Genomic DNA, 20501 nt, shown 5'->3' with positions numbered 1-20501 from the left:
TAGGATATGCTATCCTACTTTTTTAACACTATTGAAATAGTTGTTCCATCTCCAACTTTCGAATCGATAAATACCTTATGATCTAAATTATCGCAAATTTTTTTAACCATATATAATCCCATTCCAGTGGATTCACCAAACTTACGTCCATTCTCTCCTGTAAAAAATGGGTCAAAAACTCTTTTAATATCTTTTTTTGGTATTCCTAACCCTTTATCAATTATACTTAGCTTAACAGTATTTTCTTCCTCATAAGCTCTTATAATCAATTCTTTTCCCTTATCTTTAGAGTATTTTACTCCATTAACAATAAGCTGTTCTAATATAAATTTCATCCATTTAGCATCACTATATACTTCTATTGAAGCATCTATTTCAACTTTTGGCATTATTCTATTTTTAATAAACATCTGCTTTTCTTCATTAACTTTACTCATAACTAACTTATATAATGGAACTTTTTCTACTATAAAGTCTTTTTGAAATGAATCAAGCCTAGCAAAATACATTGCCATATTTAATCCCTTATTTAATTTACTTATTTCTCCTTTCATGCTCTCAAAAGACTCTTCTCCTTCATATTCCTGAATCTGCAACTGTATTACTGATAAAGGTGTTTTCATTTGATGAACCCACTGATTTATAAAAGTTATGTGTTCATTATAAGTATTGTTACTTTTTAAAATTTCAGCTTCATACAAGTTATGCTCTTTCTTTAAAACATTAGAGATATTTTCTCCTAAAACTGAATTCCCTAATTCTATAAAGGATTCTTCTAAATTGTTTAACCCATTTTCTAAAAGCCTATATACCTCTTTATTTTTATAATATCTAAAAAATAAAAAACAACCTAAAATAAAGATATTAAATAATACTATATATATACATTCACTAATTTTCATAGTTCCTAAAAGAGCTAAATATCCTAACGTAAGAAGAACACTTATAAAGTATATAATCATATATCCTCTATTATCTTTTATAAATAACTTCATTTTTTCTTCTCCCTACCAAGTTTTATTTAACCTATATCCTACCCCTCGTACGGTTTCTATTCCATTATCTATTCCTAACTGCTGAAGTCTTTTCCTTATTCTACTTACATTAACATTCAATGTATTTTCTTCTACAAACTCAATATCATCCCATATCTTTTCTAAAAGAAAATCTCGATTTACAACCTTAGGGTATTTCTCCATAAGATATTCTAATAATATTCCTTCCTTCTTAGTTATAATTAACCTTTCATCTCTAAATTCTATTTCAGCTCTCTCTGGATAAAACTTTAATCCTTGAAGTTCAACTATTTTTTCATCAGCCTTTGGTGCATAATCTCCAAATGCTCTTCTTATATGACTTTTTATTTTTGCCATAATAACATCATAATAAAAAGGTTTAATTATATAATCATCTGCTCCATTTTCAAGTGCCATTACCTGATCCATTCCACTATCTCTAGCTGATATAAAAATTATAGGAATTTTTGATTGCTGTCTTATCTTTCTACACCAATAAAATCCGTCATATTTTGGTAAGTTAACATCTAGTAACACTACTTGAGGATTAAATTCATTAAACTCCCTCATTATATCCTCAAAATTTTCTGTTACTTTTACATCAAATCCATATTTATTAATATAATCTTTTAATAACATACTTATTGATAAATCATCTTCTACAATATATATTTTATACTCCATATTATTTTCTCCTTATTAATTATAAAATCATATTAATTATACCAATATTTTTATGTTTTTTTCATTACATTCATGTAAGTTGTTTGTATTATTAAGAATAATTTGCTATTATTCTCTTTTCTACTTATCAATATCCCCTAGTAATGATTTTTTTCTTTCTAAAAGTTAATTAAACTTGATAGTTTTACATTTACTGTTTTAGCGCAGTTCCCTTTTATATTTTTAAGGTAAGTCTTAAACTCTAATACATTCTTTCTATGCAGCTGCTTGAATTTCATATCAAAACTCTCATTGAACCATTTTAAAAATTCACTAACATGCAAAGCATAATTCTTAATACTATTAATGATATAATATTTCTAATAACTTACAAATAAAACCACGAAATTTTATGGAGGAGTATTATGAATAATAAAATTAAACAATTGGATGAAAAATATCAATTGCGCTTATTAACAAAACAACATATTCAAACATTATATAATTGGAATGTTAAAGAAAAACACTTTGAACACTATACTTGTCGTCCTTTAAAATTAAGTCAATCATTTGAAGAGTATGCTTTTAAAACATTAAAGTCACTCTCTGAAAGAAAAGAAAAAATCTACGTATTAGTAAAAAAAGGGAATTGTAATATTCCTTTAGGCAAAATAACATTATTTGATTTAAATCCAAGAAATCATAGTGCTGAATTTGGATATTATTTACCAAACAATAATAGATTACAAGGTTTAGGCAGTATTATGTTAGCCAGATTTATTCAAACCGCCTTCAATGATAATGAACTAAATTTAAATAAAGTATACGCAACCACATCTTCAAATAATCTTCCTTCAATAAAACTTTTAGAGAAATTTGGTTTCAAACTGGACGGAAGACTACGAGAACATTATTGGATTAATGAAAATAAGTATGACCAACTTATTTATTCAATGCTAAAATATGAATGGACCAAATAATAGTTATTAGGCGTAACTTCAAGAGTAGTCATACATTTATATCTATCCCCTCATCATATGTTATAAAATCAATATATACGTAAAAATCTCTTCTTAGAAGTTCTTGTAATTTATGTTACAGGAGTTTCTAAAATTTTCTAGGAGAAGAGAAGGTAAAATAAAAAAATTTAAGAGATGAACTTATAAGAAGGTATAGTAACAAACTTTTTCAGTAGCTTGAGCTCTGCAAATTCTCTCACTATACTCTTTTATAAAAATATAAATTAAAACTATACATTCAAAAGCAGTAATATAAAAAGAGCTTAACACTAAATCAGTGTCATCCCTTTAATATCAACGGTTATATATGTTTTTACGAATGTAATGTTTTATTCAAAAGTTTACATTCATTTATTGCACTATTCTCTGCTATGAATCATTTACGCAGCGGTTTCTATGCATGGTTTTATTTGATGTTTACTTCTTGCTACTATAAATTAAGGCTTTCTATGATTTATTGAACTACCATAGAAAGCCTTAATATTAACCACTATTTAATTTATAGACGCTTCATATTATTTTAACCAAATTCATGCCCTGGTATTCCATTATTAACGTAAGTTTTACCTTCCAATGGCTCAAATCCATATATCTCCATGTCTGTTGCAACAGGATATGCACCATGATAATCTGGAAATGTAAAATGAAGGGTATAATTATTTCCATAAAAAGAAGCTTCTGTTCCATATACTGTAAAAACTGCTGTATTCGTAAGGAAAATACCTTCTTTGTCTCCTGTTTCCGCATCTGATTGATAGACAGTAAAATCAAAAGAAGTATCCGTCACATTGGAAATGACAACTTCATAAAAGGTTTTCAAGATATTATCTCCAAAACAGCTGTCATCAAAATAGGTGCCTTCATATAATTTGACTTTACCGCTTACTTTAGCTGTTTCTGGAGAGAGATTATTTTTATAATTTTCATCTTCCCCTAATTTTTCAGTTGGATTTACTTCTTTAGAAGAATCTTTTGATATTTTTTTTTCTTCATCCTGTAATATTGAAGAGTTTTTTTTATTATCAGAATCAGTTGGAGGTGTATTAATAGAGCAACCAACTAATATATTTGAAAATAATAAGGATAAAATAACAAAAATAATTTCTTTCTTTAAAAATTTTACTTTCATTATATCCAAAATCCTTTCTTTAAAAGTTGTTGTTTTGTCATTAAAAATAGTAGAGACATAATATATCTACTTCTGTTTTGAACTATTTCAAAATGTACACTTTGTGAAATTACCTAAAATAAGCAATTTTATATGTCAAAACTATAATTAAAATCATTTTGATATGTTTCTAATTATCTGTAGATTATTTCAAATACTTTTTGCTAATCGCTTAATAAGTAAATTTTTAATAATTTAATGTAAATTTTATACATCAGTTATCTCGGTATTCCACCAACTACACTAAATTATATTTTAGTATAATAAAATTTCCGTAGCTGTAAGAGCTTTTGTATCTTAAACACTACTTCGTATTTTTTTCTGTTAAGACTTAACTGCTTGAATGAAATGTTATGTAAAGTTTATTAATCTTTTGTTTTATCAGTTATTTGTTTTAAAAGCAATTCTAGTTTCCATCTTTGCTTATCAATAGCCCAGTTACTTATCTTAAATGATTGTTCATCAGTTTTAATCAATACTGAATTTTTTTCTAATGATACTGATTGTACCAAATCATATGGGATAAGCTTCTTTCCAATAATAATATTTTTATTACCTATAATAACTGACTGGCTTTTAAATATTAAAGTCCATATTGGGTAAATCATGGTAAATACAAATACTGGAATAATATTGCCTGTGATAAAGTAATAACTCTCCGTTGCACTAAAAATAATGAATATTGAAAACTCAATTATAGTGTTAATTCTTTCAATAAATGATTTAAATAATATTTCTTCATATAATTTCATAGCTTGTCTTGGGAAAATATAAGAATACTCAATTCCGATGATTAGTGGAGTAAATATTATAATAATAGGAGTAACTTTATTTATTTCAGTAACTAAAATAAAAAATGGAATTAGCGAAACTATCGTGATAACATACGCAATTCTATAATAATGATCTGAATTATACTTCATACATATCCCCTTTTATTTATTTTAATTTCACTTAATTTTGCTTTTACATCTCAACTATTTCCTTGATTATTAGCTTTTTACACTGTCATTTAAGAAAATAGTGTATTAATTTAAAATCAATATGATATAAGTTTATACTTTTCTAATGAATTTATAGTTATTAATAAAGTTACTTAGGTAAGGTAACTCTTGATATTCAAAAAATTCTTTGTTTTTAACCATATATTTCAATTCATCCAGTGACACCCATTTTATTTCACTCACCTCTTCTAACTGTAATACAGCTGATAAAATACTAAATTCCTGTACAACTATATAGTTATCCATAATTAAATTTTCACTTATATTTCTATTTAATGGTTTTATATCTTTAGCTTGAATTACAATTCCAATCTCTTCATACGCCTCTCTTATACAAGCATTTAGACTAGTTTCCCCTACCCTTACACATCCACCGTGTGTTGCCCAAATATTTGGAGAAGAATTTTTTGACTCAGATCTTTTCTGAATTAATATCTGTAAATTACTATTAATAATCCAAATACTTGTAGCCAACTGGTATTGGTTCTCTTTCAAATGCTCTCCCCTTACAAAAACTTCTCCAGTTTTATTACAGTTAATATCATAAATATCACATAGTTCAGCCATTCTATCACTCTACCTTCTACATAATGTTCCTGTGTTAGTTACACAATAATTTACAAATTTATAATAACTCATTGTATCATATTTGTGATGCATTTTCTTTATATTGTTCATCAACAACGCATGTCTAATTATACCACTTTTAACCTTTATTATATAAAAATAGTATAATATCAATTAAATTATATATGTTAAACATATGTTTATTGAGAGCTACTTTTTTAATATTAGTGCCAGTAAACATTTCTTCTTTTAAGTACAATGATCTATTACCTGAATACTAGGAGAAGATGGATTTTATAAACTTTAACTTTATTTTGCTTTTAAAAGAATAAACTGTACATTTTTAATTTTAAATACAATAAAACAGCTGTACTTTACAGTTAAAGTAGCAGCTGTTTCCTATACAATAGCATATCATACTTCCAAATATTATGTAGGAGTCAAATATTATTCAAAACTTCATATTCAGTTACAACACATTATTTTGCTATTGTGTCTTAACTACTTCTAAGATTATTAATCTTTTAAATCATCATTTAAGAACATTATGAAAAAATTTATATATTAAAAGATCTAAAAATATTGTTCTTGTATTTTTAAATCTTTTAATGAAACCTCATAGCCATTATCAATAGGACTACAACAATATATACCACACTTAACCTTTTTTTCTGTACTATGAAGATGGCAAATTCTTAGCTGCCTCCACCCTCTATCTGCAACGTTAACTTCTATTTTATAGTCTTTATCTTCTCTAGTGATTCTAAATTTAGCTTCGTTAACTTGGAAATCAAGTTCTTCAGTAGACCAATCTGAATACCCTAAGTTAGTTACCACTCCTCCAAGTTTTGGTGGGTTTCCTAATTCATATTCTATAGAAGTCTTTAGCCAGTTATCTTCATCAATTCTTACTATTAAACCACATTGGTCAAACTGATGAATTGCATTAAATTTAACCTTAGTTGTCATAACAAAATCTTTTTCAGTTTCTATATATAGCATATGAGCATTATCATTTCTGAACCCATAATGAGTTCTTTGCCAGAAATCTGTTATTGCATCGGTTTCTACATAAACTTCATTTTTTCTAACTTCCCATATAGTAGGTTCATTTAACCACTGCATTTTTTTAACTGATGAAGGTTTATTTTTTAAATCTACAAATATTTCAGGTTCGTTTTCTAAAATTTCATCATTTTTAATAACTATGTCAACTTCTTTTTTAGGATTATCTATTGAAAAATGTTGTCTGTGAAGCCACATATAGAAATCTTCACATAAATTTTTTTTATCCATAGGAGCTCTGTTTATTGAAGTTGTAAATGTACAATCTATCCATACCTTAACATTAAAATTAATTTTAACAGTATTCTTAAATAATAGTAATCCTTCAACTATAACTATATCATTGCTTTTAAAACATTCATCAATTTGTTCTTTTACTTTATTAAAATTAAAAGCATTTTCATAATAATATTTAGATGGATTTTTATAATTAAAAGAAGCTTTAATTATGTTTTCATTTTCTACTAAAGAAATAACTTGCACTTTATAATTATCATTTTCTAATTTATTCTGAATTTCTTTAGCAAATGTAGTTTTACCACTTAAACTTATACCACTAATGCCAATAAGAATTTTATCTTTATTTTTAAGTTTTTCTCTTATTAAATTATACATTTTATTATCCCCTCTAACATCTATTGTTCTGCTTTTTATTATCGTCTAAATTTTGATATTTCTTCTTTACTCTATATGTAATTTAAGTTTTTCCTTGGTTTCTTTTCTTAGCCTAAGCGTTTTTTCTAGTTTCTTTCCAGCTCTTTTTACTTCCCCTAAAGCATCTTGATTTTGAAGTACATCTCCCTTTTTAAACAATTTCAAAATTTTAACTGTCTCTATTACTCTATATCCTAAGCCTTCAAGAGGTTTACTCATAGCTTCAGCAGTAAATCCCATATCTTTTTCATCATTTTGTTCACAGATAGATATAACTACAGCATATTTTCCCCCTAATACTTCATTGATACTTGACCAAACCGAACGGTCATCTTCTGCAAAAACTTGAAAACAATAACATCTTTCAATAAAAGCTTTCATATCTGCGGTTATATTATAAAAGTATGTAGGCGAACCTATAATAATAGCATCTGCCTCTAGTATACGTGGATATAATTTCTGCATATCATCCATTATTACGCATTTGTATGTGTCTTTGCATCCTTCACACCCAGTGCACCCTCTAATATTATAATCCCCAAGAAAAATCAACTCAGTTTCAATTTCTTTGCATTCAATTGCATCTAATGCTTGCTGCACCAAATATGCTGTATTACCATTTTTTCTTCTACTCCCTACTATCCCCAATACTTTCATTATACTACCTCCATAAAATATCATATTTAATACATGAATTCCTGTGAAAAAACAGGTATTATAATTTTATTAGTAAGTCATAACATAATAAGATTATGTTTTAATACATTTATACTTATTAATATAAAATTTATTTAGATTATTCAACAATAACCCACGTCCAATTATACCATATTAATACTTAAGTACATAAAAATAGTATACCTCTATTAATATATCTGGAACTATTACTAATTTTTGAATACTTTTTATTTGTTTAAAAATATTTCTAACAGCTATAGAAACTATTCTTAATAATACTTACACTTACTTTACCCATAATAAAAAGCAACTACCCGTTATCGATAGTTGCCCTCTATAATATCTAAATATTTATTTCAATATTTGCTTAACTTTCCTACAATTATGGTGATAACTTGGTGACTTTGTAAGAATTTTTTGAACCACAACCCTATACCATGTTATAGCAATGATTCAATGGTCCGCTTCCTTTACCAAGGTCTAACTTTGCTCTTAATGCACCAGTGATATATTCTTTACTGTTACGTATGCTTTCTTCAATATCATACCCTAATGCAAGGTTACTGGCAATAGCTGAAGATAAAGTACATCCAGTACCATGTGTGTTAGAGTTTTTAATTTTCTCCCCTTCGAACCAATGGATTACACCATTTGTAAACAATAAATCATTGGCATCGTCTTCAAGATGTCCACCTTTAATTAAGATATGTCCATCATAATTCTCAGCTATCTTTCTAGCTGCCTTTATCATATCTTCTGTACTCTTAATTTCAAATCCACAAAGAATTTCTGCTTCAAAAATGTTAGGAGTAATAACTGTTGCTAATTGTATTAATTCATTTAATAATTTATGTATAGCATCATCATTAAGCAACCTGCTTCCTGAAGTTGCAACCATAACAGGGTCAACAACAATATTTTGTGCCTTATGCTCCTTTAACTTTTGTGCAATTGCTTCGATAATTTCAATTGAAGAAACCATTCCTATCTTTACAGCATCAGGAAAAATATCTGTAAATACACAATCCATTTGATTTTTTACAAAATCTACTGAACAAGCTTCTATGCCATAAACACCTGTTGTGTTTTGAGCTGTTAGTGCAGTTATAACACTCATTCCATAACACTTGTGAGCTATTATTGTTTTTAAATCTGCTTGAATGCCTGCTCCACCGCTACAGTCAGAACCTGCTATAGTTAATACTTTTTTCATATCAACACCTCTAATTTCAATAAATTATTTATGTACTAATTATTTATGGTTATTATTTTTCTTAATCTACTTAATCATGTTTAAATATTCTTTCACAAATATCTTTTAGTTCGTAAGTTGCCTTAGCAATATTTTTCTGAGCAAGAATAGCTGAAATTACTGATACTCCATCAATTCCACTACCTTCTAGTGATAAAATATTCTCTTTATTAATTCCACCAATAGCAACTACTGGAATATCTACTGATTCACAAATATTTTTTAAAGTTTCAAAGGAAATGTTTTGAGCATCTTTTTTTGTATTAGTGGAAAAGATTGCACCAACGCCTAAATAATCTGCCCCAAGTTGTTCTGCAAGTATTGCCTCCTCAACTGTTCCTGCTGAAACTCCTAATATTTTATCTTTACCAATAATTTTTCTAGCTTCTTCTATAGGCATATCATCCTGTCCTATATGAACTCCATCAGCATCACTTTTTATGGCAATATCTATATTATCATTGATTACAAAAGGTACATCATAGCGACAAGCTAAATCCTTCATTTCTATAGCCAAATTTAAAAAGCTTTCATTATCTAAATTCTTTTCCCTCAACTGTAAAAAAGTTACCCCTTCAATTAAACTCTTCTCAACTTGAGAGATTAGACTCTGATCACCCAACCAACTACGGTCTGTTACAAGATAAAGTAGTAATGATTTATTATCTAATTTCAATCTTAGCACCTTCTTTCAATATCTGAAAATCCATTAAACTTACAGCATCAATCAAGTAAGTTCTAAAACTGCTAGTTCCTTCTGATCTTGCTACTATTTTTTCATATGCTTTTTCACCTGATAATCCCATCATGGTAATTGCTATTACTGCAGCACCAAAAATATCGTCTTTGTTTGAACCACAGTATGTAGCCATTACACTACCTGTCATACAGCCTGTACCTGTAATTTTTGACATTATTGCATGTCCATTACGTATTAAACATACTTTTTGACTATCTGTTACAATATCAATAGCCCCTGTGACAGCAATAACACAATTGAATTTTTTAGCAACTTTTTTTACAAATTCAATAGCTTCTTCAATATTCTGATCGTCAATAAGATCATCTTCTTGTACGTCTACTCCACCTGTATTTTTTGCATTTGTATATAAAGCTTTTATTTCAGACATATTTCCTTTAATAACAGAAAAATCTATTTCGTCAATCAAGGTTTCTACTGATTCATTCCTTAGCTTTGAAGCTCCTACACCCACTGGGTCTAGTACGACTGGTAAGCCTAATTCATTGGCTTTCTTTCCTGCTTTCACCATAGCTTCTACTGTTCTTATATTAAGTGTACCTACATTAATATATAAAGCATTACTGATAGATACGATGTCTTCTACTTCATTAATATCATCTGCCATAAGAGGTGATCCACCAGATGCTAAAACAATATTGGCACAGTCATTTACAGTTACATAATTTGTTATATTATGTACAAGTGGTGGATTTAATTTTAGATTTTCTAATAATTTTTCAAACATATTTATATCTCCTTTTCAATAGTCTTACAATCATCCGCAAATTTACATAATAAAAAAAGCGTGTCCCCTAAATTGGTAACGCGCTTAAAATATTTATAAATATTTTCCTACGCTGGCATTATCCAGATCAGGTTTAAGGGTTTTCATCGCATTAGATATCTTCTCAGCCTGATTGCACAAGCTCCCCTGTATATTAAATTACAACTAAATTATATATTTTTTTACAAAACTAGTCAAGCTTATATTCATTACAGAAATGTTCCATAAAGGATAAAAGATCTATTTATCTTTTGTAAATTTGAAAAATTCATCAACAAGATTTTGTGGAGAATAAGAGACAAAAACAAAATCTAGTTCTGTATTATTTATAAAATTTAACATATCGCCTTTATAATATCTCGGATCAAGTAAATATACATCTGAACATACTGATGAAAAGAATGCAGCTAGTGGAACTGCTAATGAATCTTTAATAAACAATACTTTTAGTCCATTTGGATTTTCTTTATTGTGAATATGTGCAAATGGCTGATTACCATATAGATAGGAAAAATACTTATCTGATATAATACCATATACATCATATTTTCTAATCGGATTTATTGCTACAAGTGATTCTTCAAATCTTCCAGTCAAAGTCCCGTTTGTAAAACTGTTTTCAAAATAAAAATCATAATTTGTTTTAAACTTCGGATAAATTAGTGAAAAATCATCAATCCCTGTATAATTCTTTCCTATTTTCCGTCCCATAGAACCAATAAAAGAATCCTTATATTCAACTATATTATAGTTATTAATGTTGGTATAAAAATTAGATTCATCTAGCTGTAAATTATATTTTTTATTCATATTCTTAACTACTTGTCCAAATCCCCAAAAAGCAGTTTTAATTTTCCAATGATGGTCGGTATTAAAAAACATATCAGCACCTTTTATTCCACTTTCTAAAATACCATCTCTTAGATCTATGCTGTCAATTTTCTCAGAATTTAACTCACTTAAAAATTGATCTGCAGTTTCATTATTATAATGATAAGGAATTCCTTTAGGGAATTTTGTATATCCTTTAATGTATTTATCTGGTGTCATCAAATATATAAGTTTAGTTTTAGAATTTTTTATCTCCTTATTAAGCTCCTTCAATTTTGTCGTAATATGGGCAGTTGGATTTGGCTTATTTGCAAAATAAGTAAAATGTAGCTTTCCTTCTGTATCTTTTACCACTTCAAAGTTAGACACTTCATTTTTACCCATAAGTTTTTGTATATATCCGTAAGATTCAACCAATTTAAATTTTCCATATATATTTTTATTAATTTCATATTCAATACCAGAAATATATTCTTTTAAAGATGAAACTTCTGTTTTTCTAACTGCTGATTTAAGAGACTTATAGCTTGTACATATATTTAAAAATGAAAATACAAATAAAAAAACCAGAAAAAATCCAGTTGTTATAAGTTTTTTAATAAACAGCCTATTCATAATTACAACTTTCCTCCTTAAAAGTTAAAGTAAATAAATGGATTGTAAGTGCCTTTTGTCAAATATGAAACACATATTAAGAATAATCCCATAATCACAAATGGATAACCAAATTCAAGAATTTCCCTTCCTCTTGCACCATCTACAATAAGTTTATTCATTCTCTTTGCCATTGGAGTTGAAAAAATAATTGCTGCTATTAAAAATACCATATATTCTTTTAAAAACATAAATGTGTAATCACTCCAAAAGCCATTTCCATAAAGTCCAAACATACTTGAAATAAATTTTCCTGCTTCAATAAGATTTGTAGAACGGAATAAAACCCACCCTAAATTGACAACAAATAAAGTATATACTCTACGAATCACCCTATGATTTATCATTTTATCAATAGCAAAAAACTTTTCTATTACAATAAAAACAAAGTTTAAAAGTCCCCATAGTATAAATGTCCATTCTGCTCCGTGCCATATACCTGTAAGTAGCCAAACTACAAATAAATTACGTATAACTTTATCTTTATTTTTTACCCGAGAACCTCCTAATGGAAAATAAACGTAATCTTTAAACCATGCTCCAAGAGACATGTGCCATCTGCGCCAAAACTCAGTAATGGATTTTGATATATATGGATAATTAAAGTTTTCTTCAAATTTAAATCCAAACATTAAACCAAGGCCAATCGCCATATCAGAATATCCGGAAAAATCAAAAAATATTTGTAGTGTATACGTAATAGATCCCAGCCATGCAAGACTAATGGGTATACTAGAACTTGTGTTCATTTGAAAAATACGGTCTGCTATAATTGCCATATTATTAGCAATTAGCACTTTCTTTCCAAGCCCTGTAATAAATCTACAGGTTCCTACCGAAAATTTTTGCCACGTTTCTCTTCTATTATCTATTTGTTCTGCAATTGTACTGTAACGTACAATTGGTCCTGCAATTAGCTGTGGAAAGAATGAAATGTATAAAGCAACATAAAAAGGATTCTTTTGTATCTTCCCATTTTTTCTATAAACATCTATTACATAAGACATTGCTTGAAATGTAAAAAATGAAATTCCTATTGGCAATGCTATATTAGGTATAGGTATTTGTAAATAAGTAATTTCATTAATTGTTCTAAGAGCAAAACCAAGATATTTAAAAACAAAAAGTAATCCTAAATTAACCGAACACATCAAAACAAGGATAAACTTTGCAATAGATTTTTTATCTCGATATTTGTCAACCAAAAGTGCAAATATATAATTACATAGAATAGATATAATCATAATTAGAACAAACCACGGCTCACCCCAAGCGTAAAAAAACAAACTTGCAAACAATAAAAAAATGTTTTTAAGTGTACTCGAGAATCTTAGAGTATAGTACAACAATAGAACTACTGGAAGAAAATAAAATAAAAAAACTACACTTGAAAAAAGCATAAAATACCTCCTTTCTTAGTTAACTATTCCTCATCCACCAGAGCATTTAAAAGCAGTTTATTCCACGAAAATGTTTTCGAATTATAAACACCAAATTCAGAACAAAACTCCCAATATCCCCAAGCAAAATCCATTTCTTCTGCGGCTTTTCTTATTTGTTTACTCCACAATACCCGGTCTTCTTCGGGAGCATTCTTATTCACACCAAATTCCCCTAAAAAAACTCTTATATTATTTTCATCAGACCATTTTTTCACAATAGAAAAACGTTCTTTAATATACTGAACCTCTGAATTTGTTCCTCTCCATGGGATATTTTTCAAATGTTCAAACCCGGGATGATATATATTCCCTTGAAATGTAAATTCATTTGGTTCATAAAAATGAAATGTTACCATAATATTTTTATCTTTGGGTAAGGTTAAATATTTCAAACTGTATAAAGAAGAAAATTCAGCCGAACCAATAATAATCAGTCTATCTTTATTAGTTTGACGAATTATCTTTATTGCTTCATTTAGATATTCATTCCATATATCAGGTTTTAGATTTTTAGTAGGTTCATTAAGTAGTTCAAAAATAAGTTTATCTGGATATTTTTGATATCTTTGTGAAAGCTGTTCCCATATCCTAAAAAAACAATCTCTATATCGAGTCGGTTCCTCCATTATTTCTACAAAATGATGTAGATCTAAAATAACCACCAGATCCTTGCTTAAAGCATAGTCAATATATCCATCTATTTCTTTCATGAACTCCTCTTCAAGTACATAATTAGGTTGATTTTTAGCATAATCAGAAAATCTTACTGGTATTCGAACACTATCAAATCCTGCCTCCTTAATTAAATCAAAGTATTCCTTTTTAATCTCTACATCCCATGAAATATTTTTAGGTGCATCTAAAGCATTACCTATATTCATGCACTTATAAAAAGGTAATGAATTTTTATTTTTAAAACAATAATTATTAAACATAAAATACGATGTAGAACCTATTAACAATAATATTATAACTTTCATTAACTGTTGTTTTCTTTTTTCCATTTCCTTCTCCATATAAAATAAAGTGTTAATATTGTAGTACTTATTAAAATAATTATGATCCTAAATAAAATGATCACATCCGTCCGGTTAAAAATATCTTGTGAACTAATTATCTTTTGGACTTCATAGGGTTTCGGTACTGCAAGACTGAAACCTTCCTTGTCTTTCAAATTCAATACGAGTGAATCTAATAAAACAACTTCAAATATTATACTAAAGTCATTATTAACTACAGCTTTTATATTAATTTTTTCAGCAGGAGCGTTTGTTAATACTATTAGTCTGCCATCTTCTGTAATTGATACCCCTTCAGTTTTTTCTTTCAAATAAAAAGAAACTTTGTTTTTATTTTGACTTTCTTGTCCACTATTAACTATTAAGTCATATTTGGCAATGGATTCTCCTATTATAGGTTTTGTTATATTCTTATCACCAATTATTTTCAAACTTGAAAACTCTTTTGGAACAGACAGATTATTATGAGAAATTAATTTGAAATCACCAATTTCTATTTTCTGAATAACATTTTCTTCAGTAGTAGTAGTAATTCCAAAAGAAATAACATTTTTTAAATCTTGTATAGTGGTTTTTAAATTTTCAAATGGAATACGAACTGATCCTGTAAAGTCATTATTCAATTCAATCAATCCATCTTGAGTATTGGCCAGTTTCATATCCATCTGATTCTCTTTTTGTAACAGCACAAATTCATCTGAACCTACTGTAAGATAGGTACCATCTTTTAGAATAACAAATAAATTGATTCTAACAGGTTTATTAGAAAAATTTTTTACATAAAAAGATACTTCTCCATAGGATGACCAATCCATTTTAGCTTTAACAGAAAGTTGAGATGTGTAATAACCTTTTTCTAAACCTGTCGTATTTGTATTTAACACTATATGCCCATTTTGCTTGACGGTTTCCCATTTAGTATCTCCACCATTAGCTTGCAATATTACGCTGTTAAATTGAAGTCCTAAATTGGAGTCTAAAGCATATACAGGCAAGGCAAAACATATCATCAACAGAATAGCTGCACAGAAGCTTAACATTGTTATATGTTTTTTTCTATCTAACATACTAACCTCCATTTTATAGATAAGACATTTCATCCAATTCATCTGAAACAGTATTATTCGTAACATTAACTTTTTTATTTTCTTCTATTAGTTTGTTAAAATTATCAATCCATTTTTGCAAAATACTTTCAAAATTTTTATCTTGTGCAAAGGATTTATAGTTTGTAATTTTATAAAGTTTATCTTGCCTCTTCCCCCCAAATGTAACCAACGTACACTTTAATATAATTCCATATTCTAATGGTATAATCAAATTTTCAGGTTCATCATGACCAGTATCAATTCTTATATATTCATAATTAAAATCCTTAAATCTAACTACTCCGTAATTTATAGCTTCAACTGATTCATCTAAGGCAAATCGTGACAATTTTCTATTTGATATTTTACCTTTTTCTGCTCTTTTAAATGTATTTATTCTAAGATCTTCAAATGTACTGACATCTTTATCTAATATTCTAGGTAAAGATGGAACCCTATCGTAAATAATCTGTAAAAGCTGTCTTTTTTCTGATTCCTTAATTTCAACAATTTTAAAAGAATATTTCCACAGCTCTTTTATATTAGAAACATGAACTATTTTAGCTTTAAACTGACTTGCGTATCTATCAGTCTTTAAACTTATTTCATTCTCTATTTTATAATCAATATATTTTGGGAAGTCCAGTATAACTGAAAATCCCTCTTCAGAAATATCATAAGTTAAACAATTAATATTAAAATTACTATTTGCTATTGTACAGCCTACCTTTGCCATACTGCGCTCATATTTTCTATAAACCTTTCTTCCTGTCATAAACAAAATAGACATTAAAATATTATAAAAATTTATTAGTAACCAAAATAAAACTACTATCATGCCAATTGAACCAGTAGTAAAAGTCCATCTTATACAATTAACGATGCCAATAGCAGATAAAATAGCAAAAAACACATGTGGTAATGCACGCATAAGTTGATATTTCCTATCATCTTCAACTTTATCTTTTCGTGTAACTGCAAATTTTCTTTGTGAAATACAAAATGTTTCTAAAATAACAGGGAAAAGTAATGATGGAAATAAGATGTTTTCATAAACGTTTGTCCATTTAGTATTACGGATATTACCTGATAATTTACTAATACATGTATTAGTAAGTAAATACATTGGCAACCAAAATATAAGAACTTCAAGCAATGTGCACTTTACAACAATAATATTGAAAACGGTAAATAAAATAGGAGCCATTATATAAATTAATCTTTTCACTGGGAAAAACCAGTATAAAACAGAAGCAATATAATTAAGCTTTTGTGATATAGTAAAACCTTTTTTGAAAATTATATTATTCTTTCGTCCAGTTTGAATACATCCTCTTGCCCATCTCTCTCTTTGCTTAATTAAGCTTTTTAAATCTGATGGTGATAGACCTGATGCATGAACATCATTTAAAGCATAACACTTATATCCTTTACTTTGAATTAACATACCTGTTGCAAAGTCTTCTGTTATAACTCCTGTACAAAATCCTCCAATTTCATCTAATGCTTGTCTTGAAATAATAGTGTTAGAGCCTCCATATATAACCGAATTACTTTTATTCCTCCCTACCTGGATATCGTGATAAAAATAGTCCTGCTCATTTGGAATTCTACTTTCTGAATACAAATTAAATTGAAATAAGTCTGGATTATAAAAACTCTGAGGAGTTTGTACAAATCCAACTTTCTCTTCTGTAAAAAAATAAGGAATACATGCAGTTAAAAAATCATGCATTGGAATCATATCTGCATCCATTGTGACAATAAGAGGAGATGAAGTATATGCCATTGCATTATTTAAATTTCCGGCTTTTGCATGTTTTCTTTCTGTTCTTGTTATATATCCTATATTCATTTTGTTACACAAATCTTTCATTGCTTGACGATTACCATCGTCGCACAAGTATATATGCACTTTGGATTTATGAGGATAATCCATATTTAAACAACCATTAATTGTTTTATATAATAATTCAACAGGCTCATTATATGTGGCTATAAATACATCCACATCAGGATACTGTTCATTTTCTATTTTAGGGCACTTAGGACATTGCACATTTGTCATATTGTAGAAGTGAATACCAGCTTCAAACATACCTATAATTTCTATAATTAAAAGATACATCCCAGACACAACTGCAATGATTCCATATTCAAAAGGAATTGTAAAAAAAATACGCCATCCTAAATATATCAAGGACACAATCACAGTACTAATAACTAAAATTTTGTTTTTTATGATATTGAGATTCAAAAGAATCACCGTCCTTATTAAAGTAATAACTAGTAATATTTTATCGATATTTTTTGCAAAAAGTTAAATAGAACTCTTCTAAAACATAATATAAACAATTCTCAGTTTGATTTAATTTGAAATCCCAGTATTTTTCTCAGTATTTTCGTCAATATTCGACATTATTGATTATACCACATACATATTAAAATTAATAATTAAAAAGGCTGTTGACAAAATATATTTATCAACAGCCTGACTATTTTTTTAGATTAAACAGTTATCCTATAATTATATTCATTTCAATATTTCCTTAACTCTGCCTACAATTCCACTCTCAAGCATCACTTTGATCCCATGATGATGACTAGGTGACTTTGTAAGAATTTTTTGAACCACACCTTCTGTTAATTTACCAGAACGCTGATCTTGTTTTTGAACAACTTTTACTTTTATACCTTGTTTTATATTTGCTCTTATAGTTCCATCCATAATATTCTCCTCTTTCTTTACTTGCAATATAATTTTATCACCGTCTTCAAATAAAATAATCTTTTTTTGTTAGTATACAGTTTCCTTTGAACTATATCTTATTAAATTGGGTCAATAGCTATATATACTATTTCCATTCATTAACTAACATACCATAAACAACATGATTAACATGATGATCATAAAGCCATTCAGCGTCTCTTATTAAACCTTCTTTAGTAAAACCAAATCTTTCTGGAATAGCTCTACTTTTATAGTTGTTTTCAGCACATCTAATTTCTACTCTATTCAATTTTAAATCGTTAAATGCATAGTCTATAAATACTCTACATGCTTTTGTCATGATCCCTTTACCTATATATCTTTTATCCAGCCAATACCCTATGCTTATTGATTTATTACACCAACTAATTCCATGGTATCCTATTACTCCAGCAAATTCTCCTCTATACCATATTCCTGCTTGAAATCCATCGTTTGCTGCGAACTGTTTCTTTGTCATCTCAATAAAATTTTTTGTGTCCTCAAATGTCTTAGTAGCATCTACCCAAGGTAACCATTCTCGTAAATGATTTCTACATGAATCAATTGATTTAAATATTTCTTCTGCATAATTATTTTCAAGTAACCTTAATTCAACATCTTTATCAATTAAATGCCTAAACATAATTTATCACCTTTTTTCATCTTATTTATTCCTCTAAATTTTTCATTACCCAAGCTAAATCATGATATAAATGTTACAATAACACTTAATATATTTCTATAGTAATTTGCAAACGAGTATTAATTACCATTTTAATACTCATTGTTTGAATAAGCAACAACTTTATTATCTACATATATGATAGAAAAAAATAAAAAAACAGTCTTATACAAGACTGTTTTCAATGGTGGAGATAAGGAGATTCGAACTCCTGACCCCCTGCGTGCAAGGCAGGTGCTCTCCCAGCTGAGCTATACCCCCATATTTTGTTTTAATTAATTTAAGTGGGGTGGACGAAGGGACTCGAACCCTCGACAACCAGAACCACAATCTGGCGCTCTACCAACTGAACTACGTCCACCATATGGTGCGTCTTAAGAGATTCGAACTCCTGGCCCACGCCTTAGAAGGGCGTTGCTCTATCCAGCTGAGCTAAAGACGCATATTTATTGGAGCGGGTAAGGGGAATCGAACCCCTGTGTTCAGCTTGGAAGGCTGACGTTCTACCATTGAACCATACCCGCATATATACAATTTGAAATTTTATGGTGCAGGTGAAGGGAGTCGAACCCCCATGCCAAAGGCGCTAGATCCTAAGTCTAGTGCGTCTGCCAATTCCGCCACACCTGCATATATAAAATTATAAATGGTGACTCCTAGGGGAATCGAACCCCTGTTACCACCGTGAAAGGGTGGTGTCTTGACCGCTTGACCAAGGAGCCAAATTTTTAAATGGTGCTGGCACCAGGACTTGAACCCGGAACCTACTGATTACAAGTCAGTTGCTCTACCAGTTGAGCCATGCCAGCTTATATGGCGACCTAGAAGGGACTCGAACCCTCGACCCCCGGCGTGACAGGCCGGTACTCTAACCAACTGAGCCACTAGGCCACATTTGTTTTATGGTGGGCACAACAGGGCTCGAACCTGTGACCCCCTGCTTGTAAGGCAGATGCTCTCCCAGCTGAGCTATGCGCCCATAAAACTTGGTGGCTTCAACTGGAATCGAACCAGTGACACGAGGATTTTCAGTCCTCTGCTCTACCAACTGAGCTATGAAGCCATATTACCCGGCGGCGACCTACTCTTCCACACCGTCTCCAGTGCAGTACCATCGGCGCTTTGAAGCTTAACCTTCGTGTTCGGTATGGGAACGGGTGTTACCTTCAAGCCATAACCACCAGATTTAATTTTTAAAATGGCTCCGCGAAAAGGATTCGAACCTTCAACCTATCGGTTAACAGCCGAGTGCTCCACCGTTGAGCTATCGCGGAACGTTTGAGAATTTGTTCTCTCAAAATTGCACAGTGAATTTAATTATTTGATCAAGCCCTCGACCTATTAGTATTGGTCAGCTGAATGCATTACTGCACTTACACCTCCAACCTATCAACCTGGTAGTCTTCCAGGGGTCTTACTAG

The 20501-nt window shown here is 29.2% G+C and carries 19 protein-coding genes, 11 tRNA genes, 2 rRNA genes and 1 riboswitch; of the genes, 1 reads left to right on the top strand and 31 read right to left on the bottom strand.

Going from position 1 to position 20501, the window contains the following annotated elements:
- Positions 1-14: 14 nt before the first annotated feature.
- The 3 genes from OXH55_RS18705 to OXH55_RS20235 all read right to left on the bottom strand — a co-directional run bounded on the left by OXH55_RS18705 (position 15) and on the right by OXH55_RS20235 (position 2047).
- Positions 15-995, bottom strand: a complete 981-nt coding sequence (locus OXH55_RS18705) for a sensor histidine kinase (protein WP_268051657.1) — start codon at positions 993-995, stop codon at positions 15-17.
- 12 nt (positions 996-1007) lie between these two features.
- The gene (locus OXH55_RS18700) at positions 1008-1700 is read right to left on the bottom strand and encodes a response regulator transcription factor (protein ID WP_268051656.1); all 693 of its coding nucleotides are present in this window, start codon (positions 1698-1700) and stop codon (positions 1008-1010) included.
- Between the two features lie 158 nt (positions 1701-1858).
- Positions 1859-2047, bottom strand: a complete 189-nt coding sequence (locus tag OXH55_RS20235; RefSeq protein ID WP_418921852.1) for a hypothetical protein — start codon at positions 2045-2047, stop codon at positions 1859-1861.
- A gap of 57 nt (positions 2048-2104) precedes the next feature.
- On the opposite strand from OXH55_RS20235, the gene OXH55_RS18690 reads away from it, so the two are divergent.
- On the top strand, positions 2105-2659 hold the full coding sequence (locus OXH55_RS18690) for a GNAT family N-acetyltransferase (protein WP_268051655.1): 555 nt from the start codon (positions 2105-2107) through the stop codon (positions 2657-2659).
- Between the two features lie 559 nt (positions 2660-3218).
- Here OXH55_RS18690 and OXH55_RS18685 read toward each other — a convergent pair.
- The 28 genes from OXH55_RS18685 to OXH55_RS18550 all read right to left on the bottom strand — a co-directional run.
- Positions 3219-3827 carry a hypothetical protein gene (locus OXH55_RS18685; RefSeq protein WP_268051653.1) on the bottom strand — a complete coding sequence of 203 codons (609 nt, stop codon included), beginning with the start codon at positions 3825-3827 and terminating at the stop codon, positions 3219-3221.
- Positions 3828-4231: 404 nt separating this feature from the next.
- The gene (locus OXH55_RS18680; protein WP_268051652.1) at positions 4232-4789 is read right to left on the bottom strand and encodes a hypothetical protein; all 558 of its coding nucleotides are present in this window, start codon (positions 4787-4789) and stop codon (positions 4232-4234) included.
- 132 nt (positions 4790-4921) lie between these two features.
- The gene (locus OXH55_RS18675) at positions 4922-5437 is read right to left on the bottom strand and encodes an NUDIX hydrolase (RefSeq protein WP_268051651.1); all 516 of its coding nucleotides are present in this window, start codon (positions 5435-5437) and stop codon (positions 4922-4924) included.
- Positions 5438-6010: 573 nt separating this feature from the next.
- On the bottom strand, positions 6011-7117 hold the full coding sequence (locus tag OXH55_RS18670; RefSeq protein ID WP_268051650.1) for a DUF1349 domain-containing protein: 1107 nt from the start codon (positions 7115-7117) through the stop codon (positions 6011-6013).
- A gap of 66 nt (positions 7118-7183) precedes the next feature.
- Positions 7184-7813: a flavodoxin family protein gene (locus tag OXH55_RS18665; protein ID WP_268051649.1), complete on the bottom strand. Its 630-nt coding sequence runs from the start codon at positions 7811-7813 to the stop codon at positions 7184-7186.
- A gap of 451 nt (positions 7814-8264) precedes the next feature.
- Complete coding sequence (gene thiD, locus OXH55_RS18660) at positions 8265-9047, bottom strand: bifunctional hydroxymethylpyrimidine kinase/phosphomethylpyrimidine kinase (RefSeq protein WP_268051648.1); 783 nt, start codon at positions 9045-9047, stop codon at positions 8265-8267.
- Positions 9048-9117: 70 nt separating this feature from the next.
- The gene (gene thiE, locus OXH55_RS18655; protein WP_336296796.1) at positions 9118-9771 is read right to left on the bottom strand and encodes a thiamine phosphate synthase; all 654 of its coding nucleotides are present in this window, start codon (positions 9769-9771) and stop codon (positions 9118-9120) included.
- Complete coding sequence (thiM, locus tag OXH55_RS18650) at positions 9749-10573, bottom strand: hydroxyethylthiazole kinase (protein WP_268051646.1); 825 nt, start codon at positions 10571-10573, stop codon at positions 9749-9751. The genes thiE and thiM overlap by 23 nt, the downstream gene beginning before the upstream one ends.
- A gap of 86 nt (positions 10574-10659) precedes the next feature.
- Positions 10660-10771: riboswitch (TPP riboswitch) on the bottom strand.
- Positions 10772-10852: 81 nt separating this feature from the next.
- Complete coding sequence (locus tag OXH55_RS18645) at positions 10853-12058, bottom strand: alginate O-acetyltransferase AlgX-related protein (protein ID WP_268051645.1); 1206 nt, start codon at positions 12056-12058, stop codon at positions 10853-10855.
- Positions 12059-12075: 17 nt separating this feature from the next.
- Positions 12076-13497: an MBOAT family O-acyltransferase gene (locus OXH55_RS18640; RefSeq protein WP_268051644.1), complete on the bottom strand. Its 1422-nt coding sequence runs from the start codon at positions 13495-13497 to the stop codon at positions 12076-12078.
- Between the two features lie 23 nt (positions 13498-13520).
- Positions 13521-14543 (bottom strand): glycoside hydrolase family 5 protein, encoded by a 1023-nt coding sequence (locus tag OXH55_RS18635; RefSeq protein ID WP_268051643.1) that lies wholly within the window; start codon positions 14541-14543, stop codon positions 13521-13523.
- Positions 14519-15625, bottom strand: a complete 1107-nt coding sequence (locus tag OXH55_RS18630) for a hypothetical protein (RefSeq protein ID WP_268051642.1) — start codon at positions 15623-15625, stop codon at positions 14519-14521. Before OXH55_RS18630 ends, OXH55_RS18635 begins: the two co-directional genes overlap by 25 nt.
- A gap of 13 nt (positions 15626-15638) precedes the next feature.
- A complete protein-coding gene (locus tag OXH55_RS18625; RefSeq protein WP_418921851.1) occupies positions 15639-17912 on the bottom strand; it encodes a glycosyltransferase in 2274 nt (757 codons plus the stop codon).
- Positions 17913-18179: 267 nt separating this feature from the next.
- Complete coding sequence (locus OXH55_RS18620; protein WP_268051640.1) at positions 18180-18374, bottom strand: YwbE family protein; 195 nt, start codon at positions 18372-18374, stop codon at positions 18180-18182.
- Between the two features lie 127 nt (positions 18375-18501).
- On the bottom strand, positions 18502-19041 hold the full coding sequence (locus OXH55_RS18615; protein WP_268051639.1) for a GNAT family N-acetyltransferase: 540 nt from the start codon (positions 19039-19041) through the stop codon (positions 18502-18504).
- A 224-nt stretch (positions 19042-19265) separates the two neighbouring features.
- A tRNA-Ala gene (locus tag OXH55_RS18610) sits at positions 19266-19341 on the bottom strand.
- Between the two features lie 24 nt (positions 19342-19365).
- Positions 19366-19441 (bottom strand) — tRNA-His (locus OXH55_RS18605).
- Between the two features lie 4 nt (positions 19442-19445).
- A tRNA-Arg gene (locus OXH55_RS18600) sits at positions 19446-19522 on the bottom strand.
- An 8-nt stretch (positions 19523-19530) separates the two neighbouring features.
- Positions 19531-19604, bottom strand: a tRNA-Gly gene (locus OXH55_RS18595).
- A gap of 22 nt (positions 19605-19626) precedes the next feature.
- Positions 19627-19710, bottom strand: a tRNA-Leu gene (locus OXH55_RS18590).
- A gap of 17 nt (positions 19711-19727) precedes the next feature.
- Positions 19728-19802 (bottom strand) — tRNA-Glu (locus OXH55_RS18585).
- A gap of 11 nt (positions 19803-19813) precedes the next feature.
- Positions 19814-19889, bottom strand: a tRNA-Thr gene (locus tag OXH55_RS18580).
- A gap of 5 nt (positions 19890-19894) precedes the next feature.
- A tRNA-Asp gene (locus OXH55_RS18575) sits at positions 19895-19971 on the bottom strand.
- Between the two features lie 12 nt (positions 19972-19983).
- Positions 19984-20059: transfer RNA gene (locus OXH55_RS18570), tRNA-Val, on the bottom strand.
- A gap of 8 nt (positions 20060-20067) precedes the next feature.
- A tRNA-Phe gene (locus tag OXH55_RS18565) sits at positions 20068-20143 on the bottom strand.
- 5 nt (positions 20144-20148) lie between these two features.
- Positions 20149-20265: ribosomal RNA gene (rrf, locus tag OXH55_RS18560) — 5S ribosomal RNA — on the bottom strand.
- A gap of 14 nt (positions 20266-20279) precedes the next feature.
- A tRNA-Asn gene (locus OXH55_RS18555) sits at positions 20280-20354 on the bottom strand.
- A 47-nt stretch (positions 20355-20401) separates the two neighbouring features.
- Positions 20402-20501: ribosomal RNA gene (locus OXH55_RS18550) — 23S ribosomal RNA — on the bottom strand; the annotation flags it as partial.

This window comes from Clostridium ganghwense (assembly GCF_026735165.1).
Lineage (GTDB): Bacteria > Bacillota > Clostridia > Clostridiales > Clostridiaceae > Clostridium_H > Clostridium_H ganghwense.
Note: the sequence above shows the minus strand (reverse complement) of the source record. Positions and strands in the feature narration are given on the sequence as shown.

Bases quoted from the DNA above. Each gene is read 5' to 3' on its own strand.
- OXH55_RS18705 (WP_268051657.1), bottom strand. From the start codon at position 995: ATGAAGTTATTTATAAAAGATAATAGAGGATATATGATTATATACTTT.
- OXH55_RS18690 (WP_268051655.1), top strand. From the start codon at position 2,105: ATGAATAATAAAATTAAACAATTGGATGAAAAATATCAATTGCGCTTA.
- OXH55_RS18675 (WP_268051651.1), bottom strand. From the start codon at position 5,437: ATGGCTGAACTATGTGATATTTATGATATTAACTGTAATAAAACTGGA.
- OXH55_RS18640 (WP_268051644.1), bottom strand. From the start codon at position 13,497: ATGCTTTTTTCAAGTGTAGTTTTTTTATTTTATTTTCTTCCAGTAGTT.
- thiM (WP_268051646.1), bottom strand. From the start codon at position 10,573: ATGTTTGAAAAATTATTAGAAAATCTAAAATTAAATCCACCACTTGTA.
- OXH55_RS18680 (WP_268051652.1), bottom strand. From the start codon at position 4,789: ATGAAGTATAATTCAGATCATTATTATAGAATTGCGTATGTTATCACG.
- OXH55_RS18615 (WP_268051639.1), bottom strand. From the start codon at position 19,041: ATGTTTAGGCATTTAATTGATAAAGATGTTGAATTAAGGTTACTTGAA.
- thiD (WP_268051648.1), bottom strand. From the start codon at position 9,047: ATGAAAAAAGTATTAACTATAGCAGGTTCTGACTGTAGCGGTGGAGCA.
- OXH55_RS18620 (WP_268051640.1), bottom strand. From the start codon at position 18,374: ATGGATGGAACTATAAGAGCAAATATAAAACAAGGTATAAAAGTAAAA.
- OXH55_RS18645 (WP_268051645.1), bottom strand. From the start codon at position 12,058: ATGAATAGGCTGTTTATTAAAAAACTTATAACAACTGGATTTTTTCTG.
- OXH55_RS18670 (WP_268051650.1), bottom strand. From the start codon at position 7,117: ATGTATAATTTAATAAGAGAAAAACTTAAAAATAAAGATAAAATTCTT.
- OXH55_RS18665 (WP_268051649.1), bottom strand. From the start codon at position 7,813: ATGAAAGTATTGGGGATAGTAGGGAGTAGAAGAAAAAATGGTAATACA.
- OXH55_RS18635 (WP_268051643.1), bottom strand. From the start codon at position 14,543: ATGGAAAAAAGAAAACAACAGTTAATGAAAGTTATAATATTATTGTTA.
- OXH55_RS18630 (WP_268051642.1), bottom strand. From the start codon at position 15,625: ATGTTAGATAGAAAAAAACATATAACAATGTTAAGCTTCTGTGCAGCT.
- OXH55_RS18685 (WP_268051653.1), bottom strand. From the start codon at position 3,827: ATGAAAGTAAAATTTTTAAAGAAAGAAATTATTTTTGTTATTTTATCC.
- OXH55_RS18700 (WP_268051656.1), bottom strand. From the start codon at position 1,700: ATGGAGTATAAAATATATATTGTAGAAGATGATTTATCAATAAGTATG.